This is a genomic window from Bacillus sp. SDLI1, assembly GCF_001553895.1.
Lineage (GTDB): Bacteria > Bacillota > Bacilli > Bacillales > Bacillaceae > Bacillus > Bacillus siamensis.
In genome coordinates this window covers 3,936,484-3,951,929 of record NZ_CP013950.1, presented here as the reverse complement: position 1 = coordinate 3,951,929, position 15,446 = coordinate 3,936,484, and the positions used below count along the sequence as shown (strand labels likewise).

Here is a 15,446-nt window from a genome sequence, read left to right as displayed (position 1 = left end):
TTTCGTACTTTTACTCACAGAAAATGTGTTTTCCGATCTGTTTAATCTGCGGACGTCCCCAAATCCATTTGCTTGTCGCCGTATCAGGATTGAAATAATAAAGCGCGTTTTCAGAAGGGTCCCAGCCGTTAATCGCATCAAGAACCGCTTCTTTTGCTCTTTCATTCGGCTGCATATATATTTGGCCGTCGGCAACAGCGGTAAACGCGAGCGGTTCGAAAATGACGCCGGCCACCGTATTCGGAAATAACGGGCTTTTAATACGGTTTAAAATAACAGCGGCGATGGCAACCTGTCCTTCAAACGGCTCACCGCGCGCTTCCCCGTACACAGCCTGCGCCAGAAGATTGATGTCGTTGTTTGAGAAACCGCCCGGCATATTGGCCGCTGTCGTATTTTGCTTTTGATTTGACTGACCGCCTGTATTGTTTTGCGGTTTTTGAGCGGGCTTATTCGTTCCAGCAGGTTTCTGGGCGCCGGCTGACGGTTTCGTTTGGTTTTTTAAAGGAACGTTGCCATAATGGGTGAACGTATTTCCTTTTTGAATCTGCTCCATTACATATTCGCGGTAGTATTTTGATTTTGAAATCAGCACCTGCTTGGTTTTCGCGCCGACGAGGCCGTCAACCGGCTTCATGCCGAATTTCTCCTGAAAATTCCGTACGGCCCAGTATGTCGTCCAGCCGTAAACACCATCGATTTTTCCGTTATAAAATCCGTTATATTGCAGACGGGCCTGCAATTCTATAACATCATCACCCGTTGCGCCTCTTTGAATCACTTGATTTGAAAACGCATGGGCCGTTTCATGATCGAAAATAGCGGCGGCGAATGAAAATAGAATAAGACAAGCCATAAGCGCTCCTTTACACTTCATCTTTTCAAGCCTCCTCCAGCAAAATTTAAAGTGTATCCGTATTGTCTGTCACGAGGTTATTTTTATGCACGTTTCCTTCTTATCCCCTGTCAAGGCATAAAAAAGAAACCGCACACGGCGCGCGGTTTCTTCACACTTGGATTATATTGACGGAACGTGCTTTTTTTGCCTTCCTCAGCCCGAACCACCATAAAAACAGCATAAACGGCAGCATATAATATACCCAATGATTGAGGGCGGTAAGAATAAAATCGTAAGAACCGTGCAGACATGAAGGCACGACCAGTGAAATCACTAGCCACTTCACACGGGCTTTTTTCTGCGAAAAGCGGGCTTTTCCGAGATAAAACCCCATGATCACCCCGATCAGCGCGTGGCAGGAGACCGGCAGAATCGCCCTGATGAAAGCATGCTCAACACCGTGGCCGAATAAATAAAGGATATTTTCAAGCGTCGCAAAGCCTAATGACACACTTGCCCCGTAAACGATTCCGTCATAATGCTCATCAAAATGAGCATGCGGGTACACACTGATCATCAGAACAAACCATTTCACCGACTCTTCCAAGAAGCCCGAAGACAAAAACGAAACGAAAAAGCTTCCTCCCCCTACATGCTCTTTTTCAAGAACATACTGGATGAACATGGTCGGAAACACAAGTACAACTCCGAGAAAAAAAGACCTCAGCACCATATGTACGGGTTCATTATCATATTGATCTTTTAAATAAAAATAACTTAACAGCGCAATGCCGGGAGCAATTCCTGCAGAGATGATTGCAAACATCAGGCAACCTCTTTCCTGTATATTCCTATATCTATCGTACCATGTTGTTTATATTTTTACATCTTCCAATTTCTAAAAAAGAGCATATGAATGATCATATGCTCTCTGCACCCAGCCGTTTTGAAATTTCGTTTGCGATCAAGCCGCCGTGAAAACGGCCGTTCTCGATAAAAATTTCATTGGCGTTATTTCCCGCTGCAATAACCCCGGCAATAAAAACACCATCAACATTTGTTTCCATCGTTTCTTCCCGGAAAAACGGCCGGCCTGATTCTGCATCAATCTGCACACCGATTTTTTCAAGAAATCCGTGATCGGGATGATATCCTGTCATGGCAAATACGAAATCGTTTTTCAGCCTGACCGTCTCATTCCTGCCGGAGCGGAAAATGATCTCATCTTCCGTCACTTCTTCAAGACAAGCGCCGAATTCCATCCGGATTGTTCCGTTTCTGACGAGGGCCTCAAACTCAGGCAGAATCCACGGCTTGATGCTCGGGGAGTACTCGTTTCCTCTGTAGAGCACCGTAACGCGCGCGCCGGACTTCACCAATTCCAAAGCCGCATCTACACTCGAGTTTTTCCCGCCGATCACCGCGACATCTTTATCAAAATAAGGATGGCCTTCTTTAAAGTAATGAAATACCTTAGGAAGCTCTTCACCCGGTATGTTCATATAATTCGGATGATCATAATATCCTGTCGCGATAATACAAAACGGAGTGAGATAGCGGTCTTTTGACGTTTCGACAAGAAAACGGCCGTCTTCTTGTTTGGTCACTCGCTCCACCGTTTCAAAGGCGTTTACACGAAGCTCTTTTCTTCTGACAACCTCTCTGTAATACGAGAGAGCCTGTATTCGGACCGGTTTTCTGTTTTCCGTTATAAAGGCGACATCGCCGATCTCCAGTTTTTCACTTGAACTGAAAAAAGTTTGATGTGTCGGATAGTGATAAATGCTGTTTACGACATTTCCTTTTTCAATCACAAGGGCGTTTACGCCAATTTGCTTCAGATGTATAGCCGCCGATAATCCGCAAGGACCTCCGCCTATTATAATTGCTTTTTCTTCTGTCATGTCCTTCAACTCCTGCGATTTGGCATTTCCATCATAAGTTTCCACTCATATAAAAAATCTCCTATATTATCATAGGAGATTTTTTTTGTTTATGCAAACGATTGGTTTATATCCAGCCTCTGAAACGCGAAGCCTCCGCCATTTTCCGCACGCCGACCATATAAGCCGCAAGCCTCATGTCAATCCGGCGGTTTTGGGACATTTCATAAATATTATTAAACGATTTTACCATCATATTTTCCAGTTTTTCTTCGACTTCTTCTTCACTCCAGTAGAAGCCCTGGTTATTTTGAACCCATTCGAAATAAGAAACCGTTACACCGCCGGCACTCGCCAGAACATCGGGAACCAGCAGCGTTCCTTTGTCTGTCAGGATTTTCGTTCCTTCCAGTGTCGTCGGTCCGTTTGCCGCTTCTACTACGATTTTCGCTTTGATGCGGTCAGCGTTTTCTTCTGTAATTTGGTTTTCGATCGCTGCCGGGACCAGTATATCACAGTCAAGCTCAAGCAGCTCCTGATTCGTAATGGTGTCATTGAAGAGCTTCGTCACTGTGCCGAAGCTGTCTCTGCGGTCAAGCAGATAATCAATATCAAGACCGTCCGGATCGTAAAGACCTCCGTACGCGTCAGAAATTCCGACAACTTTCGCGCCGGCGTCATGCATAAATTTTGCCAGATAGCTGCCCGCGTTTCCGAAACCTTGTACGACGACGCGCGCGTTCTGAATATCGAGGCCTTTTTTCTTGGCCGCTTCTTTAATGCAGATGGTGACGCCTTTTGCCGTAGCTGATTCCCTGCCGTGGGATCCGCCGAGTACAAGCGGTTTTCCCGTAATAAAGCCGGGTGAGTTAAATTCATCAATTCGTGAATATTCATCCATCATCCAAGCCATAATCTGCGAGTTTGTAAATACGTCAGGCGCCGGGACGTCTTTAGTCGGTCCGACAATCTGGCTGATTGCTCTGACGTATCCTCTGCTCAGTCTTTCAAGCTCTCTGAATGACATATTTCTCGGATCACAAACAATTCCGCCTTTACCACCGCCATAAGGAAGATCAATAATGCCGCATTTTAAACTCATCCAGATAGAAAGTGCTTTCACCTCTTTTTCAGTTACATTCGGGTGAAAACGAATACCGCCTTTTGTCGGACCTACGGAATCATTGTGCTGCGCACGATAGCCTGTAAATATTTTCACAGACCCGTCATCCATCCGAACCGGAATTTTAACCGTTAATAACCTGAGCGGCTCTTTCAGCAGTTCATACACTTCTTCTGGATACCCCAATTTTTCCAGAGCTTTATGTATTACGGTTTGGGTTGATTTTAATACATCATGTTTGTCTTCTTCATTATGACCGGTGAATCGATCGGCTGCCATTTGAGTTAACCTCCTAAAATCTTCTGTTTCTCTCATGCTCCCTTTCAGTGACTAGTATACACCTTCAATATCTCCGTGCATAGGAGAAAGACAATGATTTTTTCCATAATTTCGCTCAAAAAAAAACGGCCGCTGAAAACAGCAGCCGTTTCATCTTTTTTATGAAAAATGTTTCTGGATGGTCTCTACAGCATTGCCGTCCATGATGAGTTTTCCGTATTCATGGAGCCTGTAGATCGTGATTGTCGCCGGATGCCCGTATTCGGCCAGCACCGAGACAACGCCTTCGGCAGAACGGGAGCCGAGATCTTCAAGACTTACATAGTATTGGTTCTCATAGTGGTAGACGGTTCCGCCGGTAATCCCGATGCGATGAAGGCTCCCGGCAAGCTGAATGATATCTTCAAACGAATGGAACTGATAAATAATATCCGGGCTTTCGTCAAGTTTGACCTGCATCTCGATATAATCATCGTCATATTCGTCATCTTCTGCGTCCGCGTCATGATTTTTCGTTACAATCACAACCATGCCTTGTGCCTGAAGAGAATATACTTCCACCGCGATCGGACCATTCGCTTCAAAGCCGAGCTCTGTATTTGCTTCATTCATCATATCTTTAAATAACTGGTGGACTTTAAACGAGTCCTTCCAGAGGTCTTCTTTTGTCAATCCCCGATCAGTGAGATCGTCGAGGGTTAAAAAGATTTTAATCTTATTATAGTTCAGACGCTCAAGCCGCATAATGTTCCCTCCTGCCTCTTCTTGCACACAAATCATATAACACAGTATATGAATAAATGAGTCATAGGTTCTTAATTTGTTATCAGTTTACACCGTGTACAGCGGGAAGACAAGCAGAATGCCGTTTTTTATCGGAACGGCCGGGTTTGTCTCAGGAAAACGGCTCATCAGGGCCGCACAGCGTAATGATATGCGTCTCCGGTTTCGCTCCGAGCCTCAGCGGAACTTTTGTCGTGCCGTAGCCGTTGCTGATCAGGTAATGCGCTTTTTTTACCGTGCCCGTCCCGCCCAACTCATACGGCCCGAACCGGCCGAAACGGATTTGGCCGCCGTGCGTATGGCCGCTGAACACGGCATCAATTCCGTCAGACTCATTCATCTGCTCATGGATTTCCGGGTTATGGCAAAGCAGGAGATTTACTTGGTTTGCATCCGTATGTCTGACCGCAGATTCGTAATCATCCATCATCATCCGGATATCATCCACGCCGCAGATCGTAACGGTTTCCCCTTTATAAGCAAACTGAACCGATTCATTTCTCAGCGGGATCACTTTATATGCCCGTAAAAGAGAGAGCAATTTTTGCTGGCTGACCTCGTAATCATTATTTCCCCACACATAAATGACAGGCGCAAGAGCCGTCAGACGCTTGATGTTTTCTTCAATTCTGGCGTAAGGAACTCCGCCCTCCGCCAAATCACCGCCGAGTAAAACCGCATCCGGCTTATAGACCGATGCTTCCCAGAGAAGCTTTTCATCAATTAAACGGCGGTGCACGTCAGATATAAAGAAGATGGTGAGCGGCTCCATCCCTTTCATTTTATCAAGCGTAAATGTATGTGTTTTCAGATGGCTGCCGTTTGCCGTTTTGTACATGACGGCCGCCATAACTGCAGCCGCTCCTGCCAATGAACCGAGAATTCCCGCTGTAAGCTTCATAAAATGCACTCTCCATTCTGTCATTGTCTTACATTAGACGGACAAACAAAAAAAGACGTTTCTATCCTTTCCGGAAAACGCCTCTTTTTATTTGCTTTCAAAATAAAGATTGATATCATACCGATGTTTCATCAAGTGAAAAACGGATTCTCTCGCCCGCCATTTTTCCGGCTGAGGCCATAAATCCGTGCTTTTTTGGATAATTTCACATCTCAGTTTATGAAATTCTCCCTCAGCTTTTTCTTCCTTTTTTTTAAAATAATAAGAAGTGCAATACGCAAAAGCGGAAGCCATAATCCAGCACAAATAAACCGTATGGCCTAATATTTCCTGCAGAATCAGCTGCGGAGAAGCTTGGGGGGCATTAAAGCTTTTAAAAATCAGCAGTACGCACATCAGGGAAAAGCAAACGAGGGACGCCCACTGCCATCTTCGGCATTGCACGGCATAATTTTCGTATTTTAATTTCCTTTTAACCAGTGCCTGAAGCATTTGTTTCGTCGGTCCGTCAGCAAATCGGTCTAATTGCTTCCATAAAGAATCCATGCGCTTCACACCTTGTCCGTTTTCATTGGTACACTATATGAAAGCCGCGGTGAAAATATGTATTTATTCGGACAGCGGAATGTTCAGAACCTGGCCGGTATACACGTCGTTTCCGTTTAACCCGTTGTAGCTGCGGATTTTTTCTTCGCCCGCCCGGCTTTTATAATATTTCATTGAAATGCGGTAAAGCGTTTCTTTCGGCTGTACAGTATGCTGGACGGTCCGCACTTTTTGCCGGGCGGTTCCGGCTTGATCACTGCCGGCAGCCGGAACCGCTTTTTCACGGACAGCCGGCGGAGACTGCTGTTTGGCCTCCGCATATTCGGTTTCTGTCGGCTTCACCACCTGTTTTTCTGAAGCCGTTTCCGTTTTTTTCGGTGTTTTTTCAATCGGTTTTTTTTTCGTTTTTTCAGATGCGGCCGTTTCTTTTTTTTCTTTGGCCTCAGACTTTTTTTCCGGCTCTTTTAAAAGAGCCGTTTCGGATGTTTCTTTCTGAACGTCCGCTTTCGGAGTAACGGCAGGCGCGCTTTCACTGTGATCTATGAAGACATCTTCATAATCCTTCGGGTCAAATCTGCTGCTGTTCGTCATATACAGAAGACCGAAAAAGACACCGATTGTCACAATAATAAACAGAACGGTCAGGAAAGTGAACAGCGGTGTTTTTGTTTTGGTTTTTTCCTTCACCTGCTCTTCCTTTTTTTTACGCTCCTCTTTTACAGATTGTCTTGTCGGGAGGCTGTCTTCAAGATATTCAATTTGTTCATCCGCGGCCGCGGCAACCTGCTGCTCGGCACGCAGCTGAGCTTTTCTTCTTTCAACTCTTGACATTTCCGTCATGCAAACCCCTCCTCACATATTGAAAACGGATTTGACAGGCAAATACCGCATCAATAATAAAATGCGCTGTAACCGGAACGAATAAATTGCCGGTCCATTCATAAATAAGTCCCAGCAAAAGACTGATGCCCGCAACCATAATAAACAGAAGCCACTTCGCCAAGTATCTGAAATGAAGCACGGTGAAAATCAAGCTGGCGGCCCATAAACCGATATGTGTCTGCAGGACGCCTCTGAATAAAATCTCTTCGCTGAACGAAATGAGAAGCGTCAAAAACAAAATGTGCAAAACCGGCCTGTTCTTAAAAAGCAGTGTATTAATACCGCCGTCATCATATAAATGCGAAGGACACCATTTCATCACCGCCAGATCGGCAAAAATGACAAGGACGGCAAGAGTTACACCGTACCATATGATTTTATCGTCACGTATATGCCAAAGCTTTAAAAAATCGTGAACATCAGTGAAAAAGAAAAAGCCAATAACCGCTGAAGCCGCCAATATGAGCAATTGGGTAACATAAAGCTGTATGACAATCTCACGGTCTGAGAGCTGATGGATCAATTCGCTTTGCCGTCTCAGCTCAACTCACCCGCAGACTCTAAACCGAAAATCCGGCCTAATTCCATCTTCCAATCTTCAAACCGCTCCATGTTTTTCCGTTCTCCTTTTTGCTCGTACGGGGCCAGATCAACTCCGCAGCTGCTGCAGCATTGTCCTGTTTGATCTTCAGGCTCATACGATTCATCAAAGTAAGCCAACAGCGCTTTTCTTATACATTCTTTCCGCTCCAATAACGCCGAAAAGCGGTTCATTTTATGCAGCTTCTTTTCCACGCGATATGTCAGTTCTTCCTGCAGCTGCTCTTTTGTGGTTTTTCCCTGCAGATACAGGTGGATGGCCGTTCGCGCCTGCGTTTCCTGAACGCCCTTACTTATAAGAACGTCCCGAAGCTTTCGCTCATCGCTCGTACCGGCGTCCCGGATGATGGCCAGAATGCCTTCCAGATCATAATCAGACAAGCTTTCTGTCTGAATAATCTGCTGCTGAAGCTCTGTATCGCCAGGCGCTCTCAGCAAAATACTGACACTAGGGCTGCCGTCGCGTCCCGCTCTGCCGATTTCCTGCATAAAGGCCTCAGCCGTTTGGGGAGGATAAAAGTGAATGACAAAGCGGATATCAGACTTGTCCACACCCATGCCGAACGCATTGGTGCAGCAAATGCAATCAAGCTGGTTATGGATAAATTGCTGCTGGATTAAAATTCTGTCGCCTGTATCCATCCCTCCATGATAATAATCCGTCCGCTTTCCCGTTTTTTCGTTCAGCTCAGCCGCAAGCTCTTCCGCCCACTTTCTGGTCGGACAATACACGATGCCCGGGCCTTCAAGCTTTTCGGCAAGCTCAATAATCCTGCTAATTTTTTCGGCATTATCAGCCAAATGTTCAACCGTCAAAAGAATATTCGGCCGGTTGACAGAATATAGATGGCGCACTGCATGCTCAAGTCCGAGAACCTCCGTCACATCACTGAGCGTTTCTTTTGTCGCTGTTGCGGTCAGCGCCAATACAGGCGGCTTGCCGAGTGCTTGCCTGAAGGGCCCGAGCTTTGAATAATCAGGCCTGAAATCATGCCCCCATTCTGATATGCAATGAGCCTCATCAATGACAAACAAACTGACCGGGACGTTTTTCAAACGGTTCAGCACATAAGGTGACGAGAGGGCTTCAGGGGACATATAAAGAAATTTGTACCTGCTGATGTTGCTGAGAATAAAATGCCGCTCGGCAGCATTCAGCATGCTGTTTAATGCCGCAACCCGTTTTTCTCCTTTCGCTTTCAGCTGCTGCACCTGATCTTCCATTAATGAAAGGAGCGGCGAAATAATCAGCACGAGTCCGTCCATTATGTAACCGGGAAGCTGATAGCATAATGATTTTCCCCCGCCGGTCGGAAGCATGGCGATCGTATCCTTTTTTTGGAGCACGCTAGTCATAATCTCTTCCTGCCCTTTTTTAAACGAATGCAAACCAAAATACCGGTATAAAGCTTTATGGAGCTCAGTCATGCTGTTTCACCGTCTTTGCCAGCGCGAGCCTGATCTGAAAATAGCTGAAGCGCATCTGCATTCCTTCGCGAATCCGTTTAATTTTATTCGTTTGATGCTGTTTTGCAAATGCCGTTATCATACGCTGGTCCTCTTCAGAAATGTACTGTTCTATAAAAAATGCAGGCTGATGCAGTGATATTTCTACGATATGATCTTCGATGGTGGCGGTTTTTAAATTTCTGACCGCGGCGATCCTTTCAATCGGAAACCCTTTTTCCAAAAGCTCCAAGGTTTTTCTGGCAGACTGTGTCAGCGCGCTTTCCGCCCGCAAATCGGACAACAGCTCGCCTAGAGCCGGATGTGCACATTGCGGAAGCGATTGAATAACATAATGTACCGCTCCCCAAAACTGGACGGACACATACCATTCATCTTCGCTCAGCTGAGAAGCGAGCTGCTTATTCGTTTTGCCGATTCTGTCGAAAGATGTTAAAGAATAGACAAAAATAAGGGCTTGCCGTTCACTTACGCCTTGCAGAAGCTGAAACAGCGCGTCATGCATTTGAACGGAGAGCTCTTTGGCGTCTCTGTTTTTGCGCATGAACCGTTTGACCCATCTCAGCGCCTGCACATCGTTTGTAACCGGGATATATTGACTGCATTGGCGCTCTTTGTTTGACAGGACTTGAATGAGCAGGGAAAGCCGCTTCCACAAGGTAACGGCCGGCGTTTGATAATTCGCGCCGTGACAATGCTTCGGCCAAGGCCGCTCGGCAAATGCCCGTTCGAGCTTTTGAACGCCGCGTGCAGTCACTTTACACGTTCCCTCTTCTTTTCCGGCTGTAATGTATGAGTCCCCGGCGAGTTTATGCATAGAATCCGCAATGTCGCCGCGTTCACACTGAGAAGCCATGCCGAAATATTTAGCAATCTGAAATAAGCCGGCATCCTGAATGGTTTGAGACGACTTTTTTCCTTTTAATAAATGAAACACAGCACTCGGAGTCCGTTCGCCGTCTATTTTGTCCAGACAGTCGAGAACCACGGTATCAAAGTAGTTTATCGCCAATCTAAACACACCTACATTCCTTCTGTGACAAGTTTCGTTTTTTGGTTCTTTTTATTTTAACAGATTTTCATATAAATTTGACGTTTAAAGTCATCTTTTGGGGGGAAGTGCTAAAGAGAATCCCTTATGTGATAAGCATTCTCAATCATTTTTCTGTTGAAATTTGACACTAACATCATTACAATAAGTAAGAGGAATAGGTGTTATATTTAAAAAATATATAAGGTAAACCATTTGTTCCAACACGAACAATCTGGGAGGTTTTTTTTCATGGCAAAGTACACAATCGTAGATAAAGATACGTGTATTGCATGCGGCGCCTGCGGAGCTGCAGCACCAGACATTTATGATTATGATGATGAAGGCATTGCATTCGTTACACTTGACGAAAATAAAGGTGTCGTCGAAGTTCCGGAAGTGCTGGAAGAAGATATGATTGACGCATTTGAAGGATGCCCTACTGATTCAATCAAAGTTGCGGATGAGCCGTTCGAAGGCGACCCGCTGAAATACGAATAAAAAAGCCCTCCCCGTGAGAGGAGCTTTTAGTTCTTGAATAAGACTCCGGCTGTTATCGGCCGGAGTCTTATTTTTTTGCGTGATCAAACAATCAAAAAAGCGCCCGGCCTGTGTTTTACAGAGCGGACGCTTTGGAGCGGTTATTGTGTCTGGATGCTGCGTTTTTGTTCAATCCAAGGTTTAAGCTTCGTAAAGATGAATGTAAAGACGATGGTGATGATAACGCCTTTTACAATGTTAAACGGCAGAATTCCTGCCACAACCGCCGTTTTTAATTGGCTGTTTGACAATGCCGGTGAATGTAAAAACCAAGTATACGCAGGCAGGATGAGAATGTAGTTCAAAATACTCATCAGCACGGTCATTGCTGCGGTTCCGGCCAGCAGGCTCACTGCAAGTCCTTTAGCAGATTTGAGCTTTTTAAACATAAACGCCGTCGGCAGAATAAACAGCGTCCCCGCGATAAAATTGGCTGCCTGCCCGACAGGCACGCCGGCCATGCTTCCTTGAATGATATACTGCAGAATATTTTTAATCGCTTCAACCGCAATCCCCGCCGCAGGCCCGTAAACCAAAATGGCAATAATTGCAGGAACGTCACTGAAATCAATTTTCAAGTAATCCGGCAGACCCGGAAACGGGAAATTTAACAGCATAAGCACAAACGCAATGCTGCTAAGCATACTGATGACAACTAATTTTTTTACTTTCACAATGCTCTCTCCTTTTCGATCAAATCTCTCGAAAAGAGGAAAGGTTCTTTTGCACCTCAATAAAAAAACCGCTTTTATTAAAAAGCGGGAGCTTACTAAGGCTTGGCAAAGAAACGTTTGATATAAGCATCAAAACGTCTGCTGAACCTCCATCTTCTCCCATCCAGACTATACTGTCGGCTCCGGAATCTCACCGGATCCTGCCGCCGAAGCAGCTCGCGGGCTTAGAGCATGACGCTCATCACCGCCGGTAGGGAATTTCACCCTGCCCCGAAGATTGATCTTATGAATTTATTCACATTATATATGATCAAATTGTAATTGTATAGAGAACTGCTCAATTTTATATAAAATATTGATAAAGCCCATTTTAACTGAATTATCGGCTTCCTTTTCTCCTTTACTGCGTCAATACACATTGACACTCAATTAAGAATATGATAAATTATCAGATATTTAGTCAGCTAAACTAGGAGGAAATCTAACAATGTTTCGAGTTTTGGTCTCAGATAAGATGAGCAATGACGGCTTAAAGCCGCTGATGGAATCAGACTTTATAGAAATTGTTCAAAAAAACGTCGCGGATGCAGAAGATGAATTACATACCTTTGATGCCCTGTTAGTCCGCAGTGCCACAAAAGTAACCGAAGAATTGTTTAAAAAGATGACTTCTTTAAAAATCGTCGGCAGAGCCGGTGTCGGCGTAGACAACATCGACATTGATGAGGCCACAAAACATGGAGTTATCGTGATTAATGCGCCGAACGGAAACACCATTTCAACGGCAGAGCATACATTCGCGATGATTTCTTCATTAATGAGACACATTCCGCAAGCCAATATTTCAGTCAAATCAAGGGAATGGAACCGGACGGCTTTTGTCGGAGCGGAACTTTACGGAAAGACTTTAGGTATTATCGGTCTGGGCCGGATCGGAAGCGAAATCGCCCAGCGCGCCAGAGCATTCGGTATGACTGTCCATGTATTCGATCCGTTCTTAACCGAGGAGAGAGCCGGCAAAATCGGCGTGAACAGCCGGACATTCGAAGAAGTGCTTGAAAGCGCGGATATCATTACCGTTCACACGCCTTTAACAAAGGAAACAAAAGGTCTGCTTAACAGAGAAACCATTGCCAAAACAAAAAAAGGCGTCCGCCTGGTCAACTGTGCAAGAGGCGGGATTATTGATGAAGCTGCGCTTTTGGAAGCGCTGGAAAGCGGGCATGTCGCAGGCGCTGCGCTTGATGTGTTTGAAGTGGAGCCTCCTGTTGAGTCAAAACTCCCAGATCATCCGTTAGTGATCGCCACACCTCACTTAGGCGCATCAACGAAAGAAGCACAGCTGAATGTCGCGGCGCAGGTTTCTGAAGAAGTGCTGCAGTTTGCTAAAGGTCTGCCTGTCATGTCGGCGATCAATCTGCCTGCGATGACGAAGGATGAATTCAAAAAAATTCAGCCTTATCACCAAATTGCCGATAAAATCGGAAGTCTCGTGTCACAATGTATGAAAGAACCCGTCAAGGATGTTGCCATTCAATATGAAGGCACTATCGCGAAACTTGAAACATCATTTATTACAAAAAGTCTGCTGTCCGGCTTCTTAAAACCGCGTGTAGACTCAACTGTCAATGAAGTGAACGCCGGCGGTGTAGCAAAAGAACGCGGAATCAGCTTCAGCGAAAAGATTTCCTCCAATGAAACAGGATATGATAACTGCATCAGCGTAAAAGTGACCGGTGACCGGAGCACCTTTACGTTAACAGCTACGTATATCCCTCACTTCGGTGAACGAATCGTTGAACTGAACGGCTTTAATATTGACTTAAATCCTGCCGGCCACCTCGTTTATATCCAGCATCAGGATACGACCGGTGTAATCGGACGCGTCGGACGCATCCTCGGCGATAACGATATCAATATCGCTACCATGCAGGTAGGCCGTAAAGAAAAAGGCGGAGAAGCCATTATGATGCTTTCTTTTGATAAACATTTAGATGACAAAGTCGTCAATGAGCTGACTTCAATTCAGGATATTGTCTCAGTTAAATTGATTGACCTTCCGTAACAAACAAAAAACCCAAAACATTCATATGTTTTGGGTTTTTCACATTTAATGGTTCGGAAGCGGATTAGGCGCGGCGGGCACAGCGATCGGTTTTGTCACATCATAATTGCCGATTTTCTTTGTATGCGCATGTGTGAACAGCACCTCAGAATAACCGAATTCCTTCGCAGTTAACAGAAGCCCTTCAATCATTAAAATGCCTTCCAACGAATCTTCAACTTTATGTTTTTCGGACAACTGGATCCGCAGCTGCTCGCCGCTTTCCCTTTCCGATACCGATGCAATCGCATCTGCTTCTATAATGCTCGCGGTCTGTGAGTCTCCGTCTGTTGTTTTCATCCCGTCAATGGCCTGATAAACTGAATAATAGGTTTGTTCAGACGGAATGAGATACTCTTGTCCCAGACTGTCGCGATAAGAAAAATACGCCCGGTTGGCCTGCTTATGTACGGACATCTCAGCCGAAAGGCCGGAAGCTTTAAAAAAATCCTGACCGTCTCCGTTTTGAATCTTTGTCAATTTTATCCGCTCGTAAGGACTCCAGGTCAAAGTCTCTTCCAGCATCTTTTTCAATAAATCAGCTTCGGCAGCTGATTCGATTGAAAGCCGTCCGTTTACCTGCACAAGCAAATCTTTCTTAACCGCGGTTACTTGCACACCGTCCAAAAGCTGAGGAACAGAGAGGAAAGATTCGGGCACTTCTAAGTTTTCTGCATCAGAGAATGCCTCTGAAACCGATTCGTCAGGCTTCTTTTTTTCAAAACTGACCGGAATGACGGCGGATGTATCTGAATCGGCAAACGCCAAAGTAATGTAATTGTTTTTGTTTTCGTTAGAAACGACAAACGTCTTCTGATCCGGCTTGACAGCAGCTGACTGACTGGCTTTTTCAGCTTGACCGCTGTCAGCTGTAAGATCACCGGCAGATTCGTTTTTTGTCATCAGGTGAGGAGATATAATCAGAGCGATGCACAATGCGCAGATGCCGGCGGCGGCGGGGCCAACCCAGCTTCGGACCGGTTTTTTTCTGTCCTGTCTACCCGTTTCAACATTCCGGTAAATGGCCTCTGGTGAACGATGATCTCTAACCGCCGGAAGTTGTCTTAACAACTCCTCTACCCTTTCTTCGTTCCAATATGACTTCATCATCCATTAGCTCCTCCCTCAAAAGCTCCATCTGTTTCCGAAGTATTTTGAGCCCTCTGTGTTGGGTCGTTTTGACTTTGCTTTCCGAGAAGCCAAGAGCGGCGGCTGTTTCCTGAATGGAATATCCCTGAATAAATCTCAGGATAATAACAGCTCTTTGATCTATAGTGCAGTGATCAAGCGCAGTATAAATTTCCCGGACATTTTCATGCTGTACGGCGAGTTCGTCCGGAAGCAAATGCTGATCTCTGACATCTTGTGTATCCCAATCAAACGTACCCATAATACGCTGTCTGATCGTCTGCTGCTTGCGGAACCAGTCAATCGCCACATGGCGCGCGATGGACAACAGCCATGTTTTTTCACTGCTTCTTCCTTCAAAAGTATGATAAGAATTCAAGACGCGGATATACACTTCCTGCGCCAGATCCTCAGCCTGAGTCTTATCTTTCACCATATAAAATAAAAATTGGTATAAATCTTGATGGTATGAATCATATAATATCTGAAAGGTTTCTTCCATGGGAAGCCCCTCCGTTCACTTTTTTGTCGTAAAAATGCGTTGAAAAGTTACATTACAACTATATTACGAGAAACTGGAATTTGGAAGGGAATTTATATTAACATATTCTTAAATTTTTAAAGGAGAAATAAACAAAAACACCCGCATGTTCTGCGGGTGTTTCGTA

General features: G+C 45.2%; 16 protein-coding genes and 1 riboswitch. Of the genes, 2 read left to right on the top strand and 14 right to left on the bottom strand.

All coding sequences use genetic code 11. The annotated features are described in order from the left end of the window. Nucleotides 1-10: 10 nt before the first annotated feature. The 11 genes from sleB to AUL54_RS19225 all read right to left on the bottom strand — a co-directional run bounded on the left by sleB (nucleotide 11) and on the right by AUL54_RS19225 (nucleotide 10,314). On the bottom strand, nucleotides 11-877 hold the full coding sequence (gene sleB, locus AUL54_RS19275) for a spore cortex-lytic enzyme (RefSeq protein WP_060964878.1): 867 nt from the start codon (nucleotides 875-877) through the stop codon (nucleotides 11-13). A gap of 130 nt (nucleotides 878-1,007) precedes the next feature. Next, nucleotides 1,008-1,664: a glutamic-type intramembrane protease PrsW gene (gene prsW / locus AUL54_RS19270; protein WP_045925478.1), complete on the bottom strand. Its 657-nt coding sequence runs from the start codon at nucleotides 1,662-1,664 to the stop codon at nucleotides 1,008-1,010. A gap of 94 nt (nucleotides 1,665-1,758) precedes the next feature. Then, the gene (locus AUL54_RS19265; RefSeq protein WP_016939120.1) at nucleotides 1,759-2,742 is read right to left on the bottom strand and encodes a YpdA family putative bacillithiol disulfide reductase; all 984 of its coding nucleotides are present in this window, start codon (nucleotides 2,740-2,742) and stop codon (nucleotides 1,759-1,761) included. A 106-nt stretch (nucleotides 2,743-2,848) separates the two neighbouring features. Continuing rightward, a complete protein-coding gene (gene gudB, locus AUL54_RS19260; RefSeq protein WP_016939121.1) occupies nucleotides 2,849-4,123 on the bottom strand; it encodes an NAD-specific glutamate dehydrogenase in 1,275 nt (424 codons plus the stop codon). Nucleotides 4,124-4,282: 159 nt separating this feature from the next. After that, complete coding sequence (locus tag AUL54_RS19255; protein ID WP_060964877.1) at nucleotides 4,283-4,867, bottom strand: genetic competence negative regulator; 585 nt, start codon at nucleotides 4,865-4,867, stop codon at nucleotides 4,283-4,285. Between the two features lie 151 nt (nucleotides 4,868-5,018). Then, entirely contained in the window at nucleotides 5,019-5,807 is a 789-nt protein-coding gene (locus tag AUL54_RS19250) for a metallophosphoesterase (protein ID WP_060964876.1), read from the bottom strand. 87 nt (nucleotides 5,808-5,894) lie between these two features. Continuing rightward, entirely contained in the window at nucleotides 5,895-6,353 is a 459-nt protein-coding gene (locus tag AUL54_RS19245) for a YpbF family protein (protein WP_060964875.1), read from the bottom strand. A gap of 63 nt (nucleotides 6,354-6,416) precedes the next feature. Next, entirely contained in the window at nucleotides 6,417-7,193 is a 777-nt protein-coding gene (locus AUL54_RS19240; protein ID WP_060964874.1) for a LysM peptidoglycan-binding domain-containing protein, read from the bottom strand. Then, a complete protein-coding gene (locus tag AUL54_RS19235; protein WP_047475711.1) occupies nucleotides 7,171-7,758 on the bottom strand; it encodes a CPBP family intramembrane glutamic endopeptidase in 588 nt (195 codons plus the stop codon). Before AUL54_RS19235 ends, AUL54_RS19240 begins: the two co-directional genes overlap by 23 nt. A gap of 14 nt (nucleotides 7,759-7,772) precedes the next feature. Further along, nucleotides 7,773-9,263 (bottom strand): RecQ family ATP-dependent DNA helicase, encoded by a 1,491-nt coding sequence (locus AUL54_RS19230; protein ID WP_060964873.1) that lies wholly within the window; start codon nucleotides 9,261-9,263, stop codon nucleotides 7,773-7,775. Further along, entirely contained in the window at nucleotides 9,256-10,314 is a 1,059-nt protein-coding gene (locus AUL54_RS19225) for a YpbB family protein (RefSeq protein ID WP_060964872.1), read from the bottom strand. Before AUL54_RS19225 ends, AUL54_RS19230 begins: the two co-directional genes overlap by 8 nt. 270 nt (nucleotides 10,315-10,584) lie before the next feature. Between AUL54_RS19225 and AUL54_RS19220 the strand changes: the two genes are divergently transcribed. Further along, nucleotides 10,585-10,833, top strand: a complete 249-nt coding sequence (locus AUL54_RS19220; protein ID WP_003153403.1) for a ferredoxin — start codon at nucleotides 10,585-10,587, stop codon at nucleotides 10,831-10,833. A 140-nt stretch (nucleotides 10,834-10,973) separates the two neighbouring features. Here the strand turns inward: AUL54_RS19220 and AUL54_RS19215 are convergent, their stop codons facing one another. Next, on the bottom strand, nucleotides 10,974-11,546 hold the full coding sequence (locus AUL54_RS19215; protein ID WP_015240114.1) for a riboflavin transporter FmnP: 573 nt from the start codon (nucleotides 11,544-11,546) through the stop codon (nucleotides 10,974-10,976). 147 nt (nucleotides 11,547-11,693) lie between these two features. Then, nucleotides 11,694-11,828, bottom strand: a riboswitch (FMN riboswitch). 205 nt (nucleotides 11,829-12,033) lie between these two features. Here AUL54_RS19215 and serA point away from each other — a divergent pair. Then, nucleotides 12,034-13,611: a phosphoglycerate dehydrogenase gene (gene serA, locus AUL54_RS19210; RefSeq protein ID WP_060964871.1), complete on the top strand. Its 1,578-nt coding sequence runs from the start codon at nucleotides 12,034-12,036 to the stop codon at nucleotides 13,609-13,611. Between the two features lie 45 nt (nucleotides 13,612-13,656). Here the strand turns inward: serA and AUL54_RS19205 are convergent, their stop codons facing one another. Then, nucleotides 13,657-14,721, bottom strand: coding sequence for a hypothetical protein (locus tag AUL54_RS19205; RefSeq protein WP_060964870.1), 1,065 nt, complete (start codon nucleotides 14,719-14,721; stop codon nucleotides 13,657-13,659). After that, on the bottom strand, nucleotides 14,696-15,280 hold the full coding sequence (gene sigX, locus AUL54_RS19200; RefSeq protein ID WP_016939131.1) for an RNA polymerase sigma factor SigX: 585 nt from the start codon (nucleotides 15,278-15,280) through the stop codon (nucleotides 14,696-14,698). The genes AUL54_RS19205 and sigX overlap by 26 nt, the downstream gene beginning before the upstream one ends. Nucleotides 15,281-15,446: the final 166 nt, after the last annotated feature.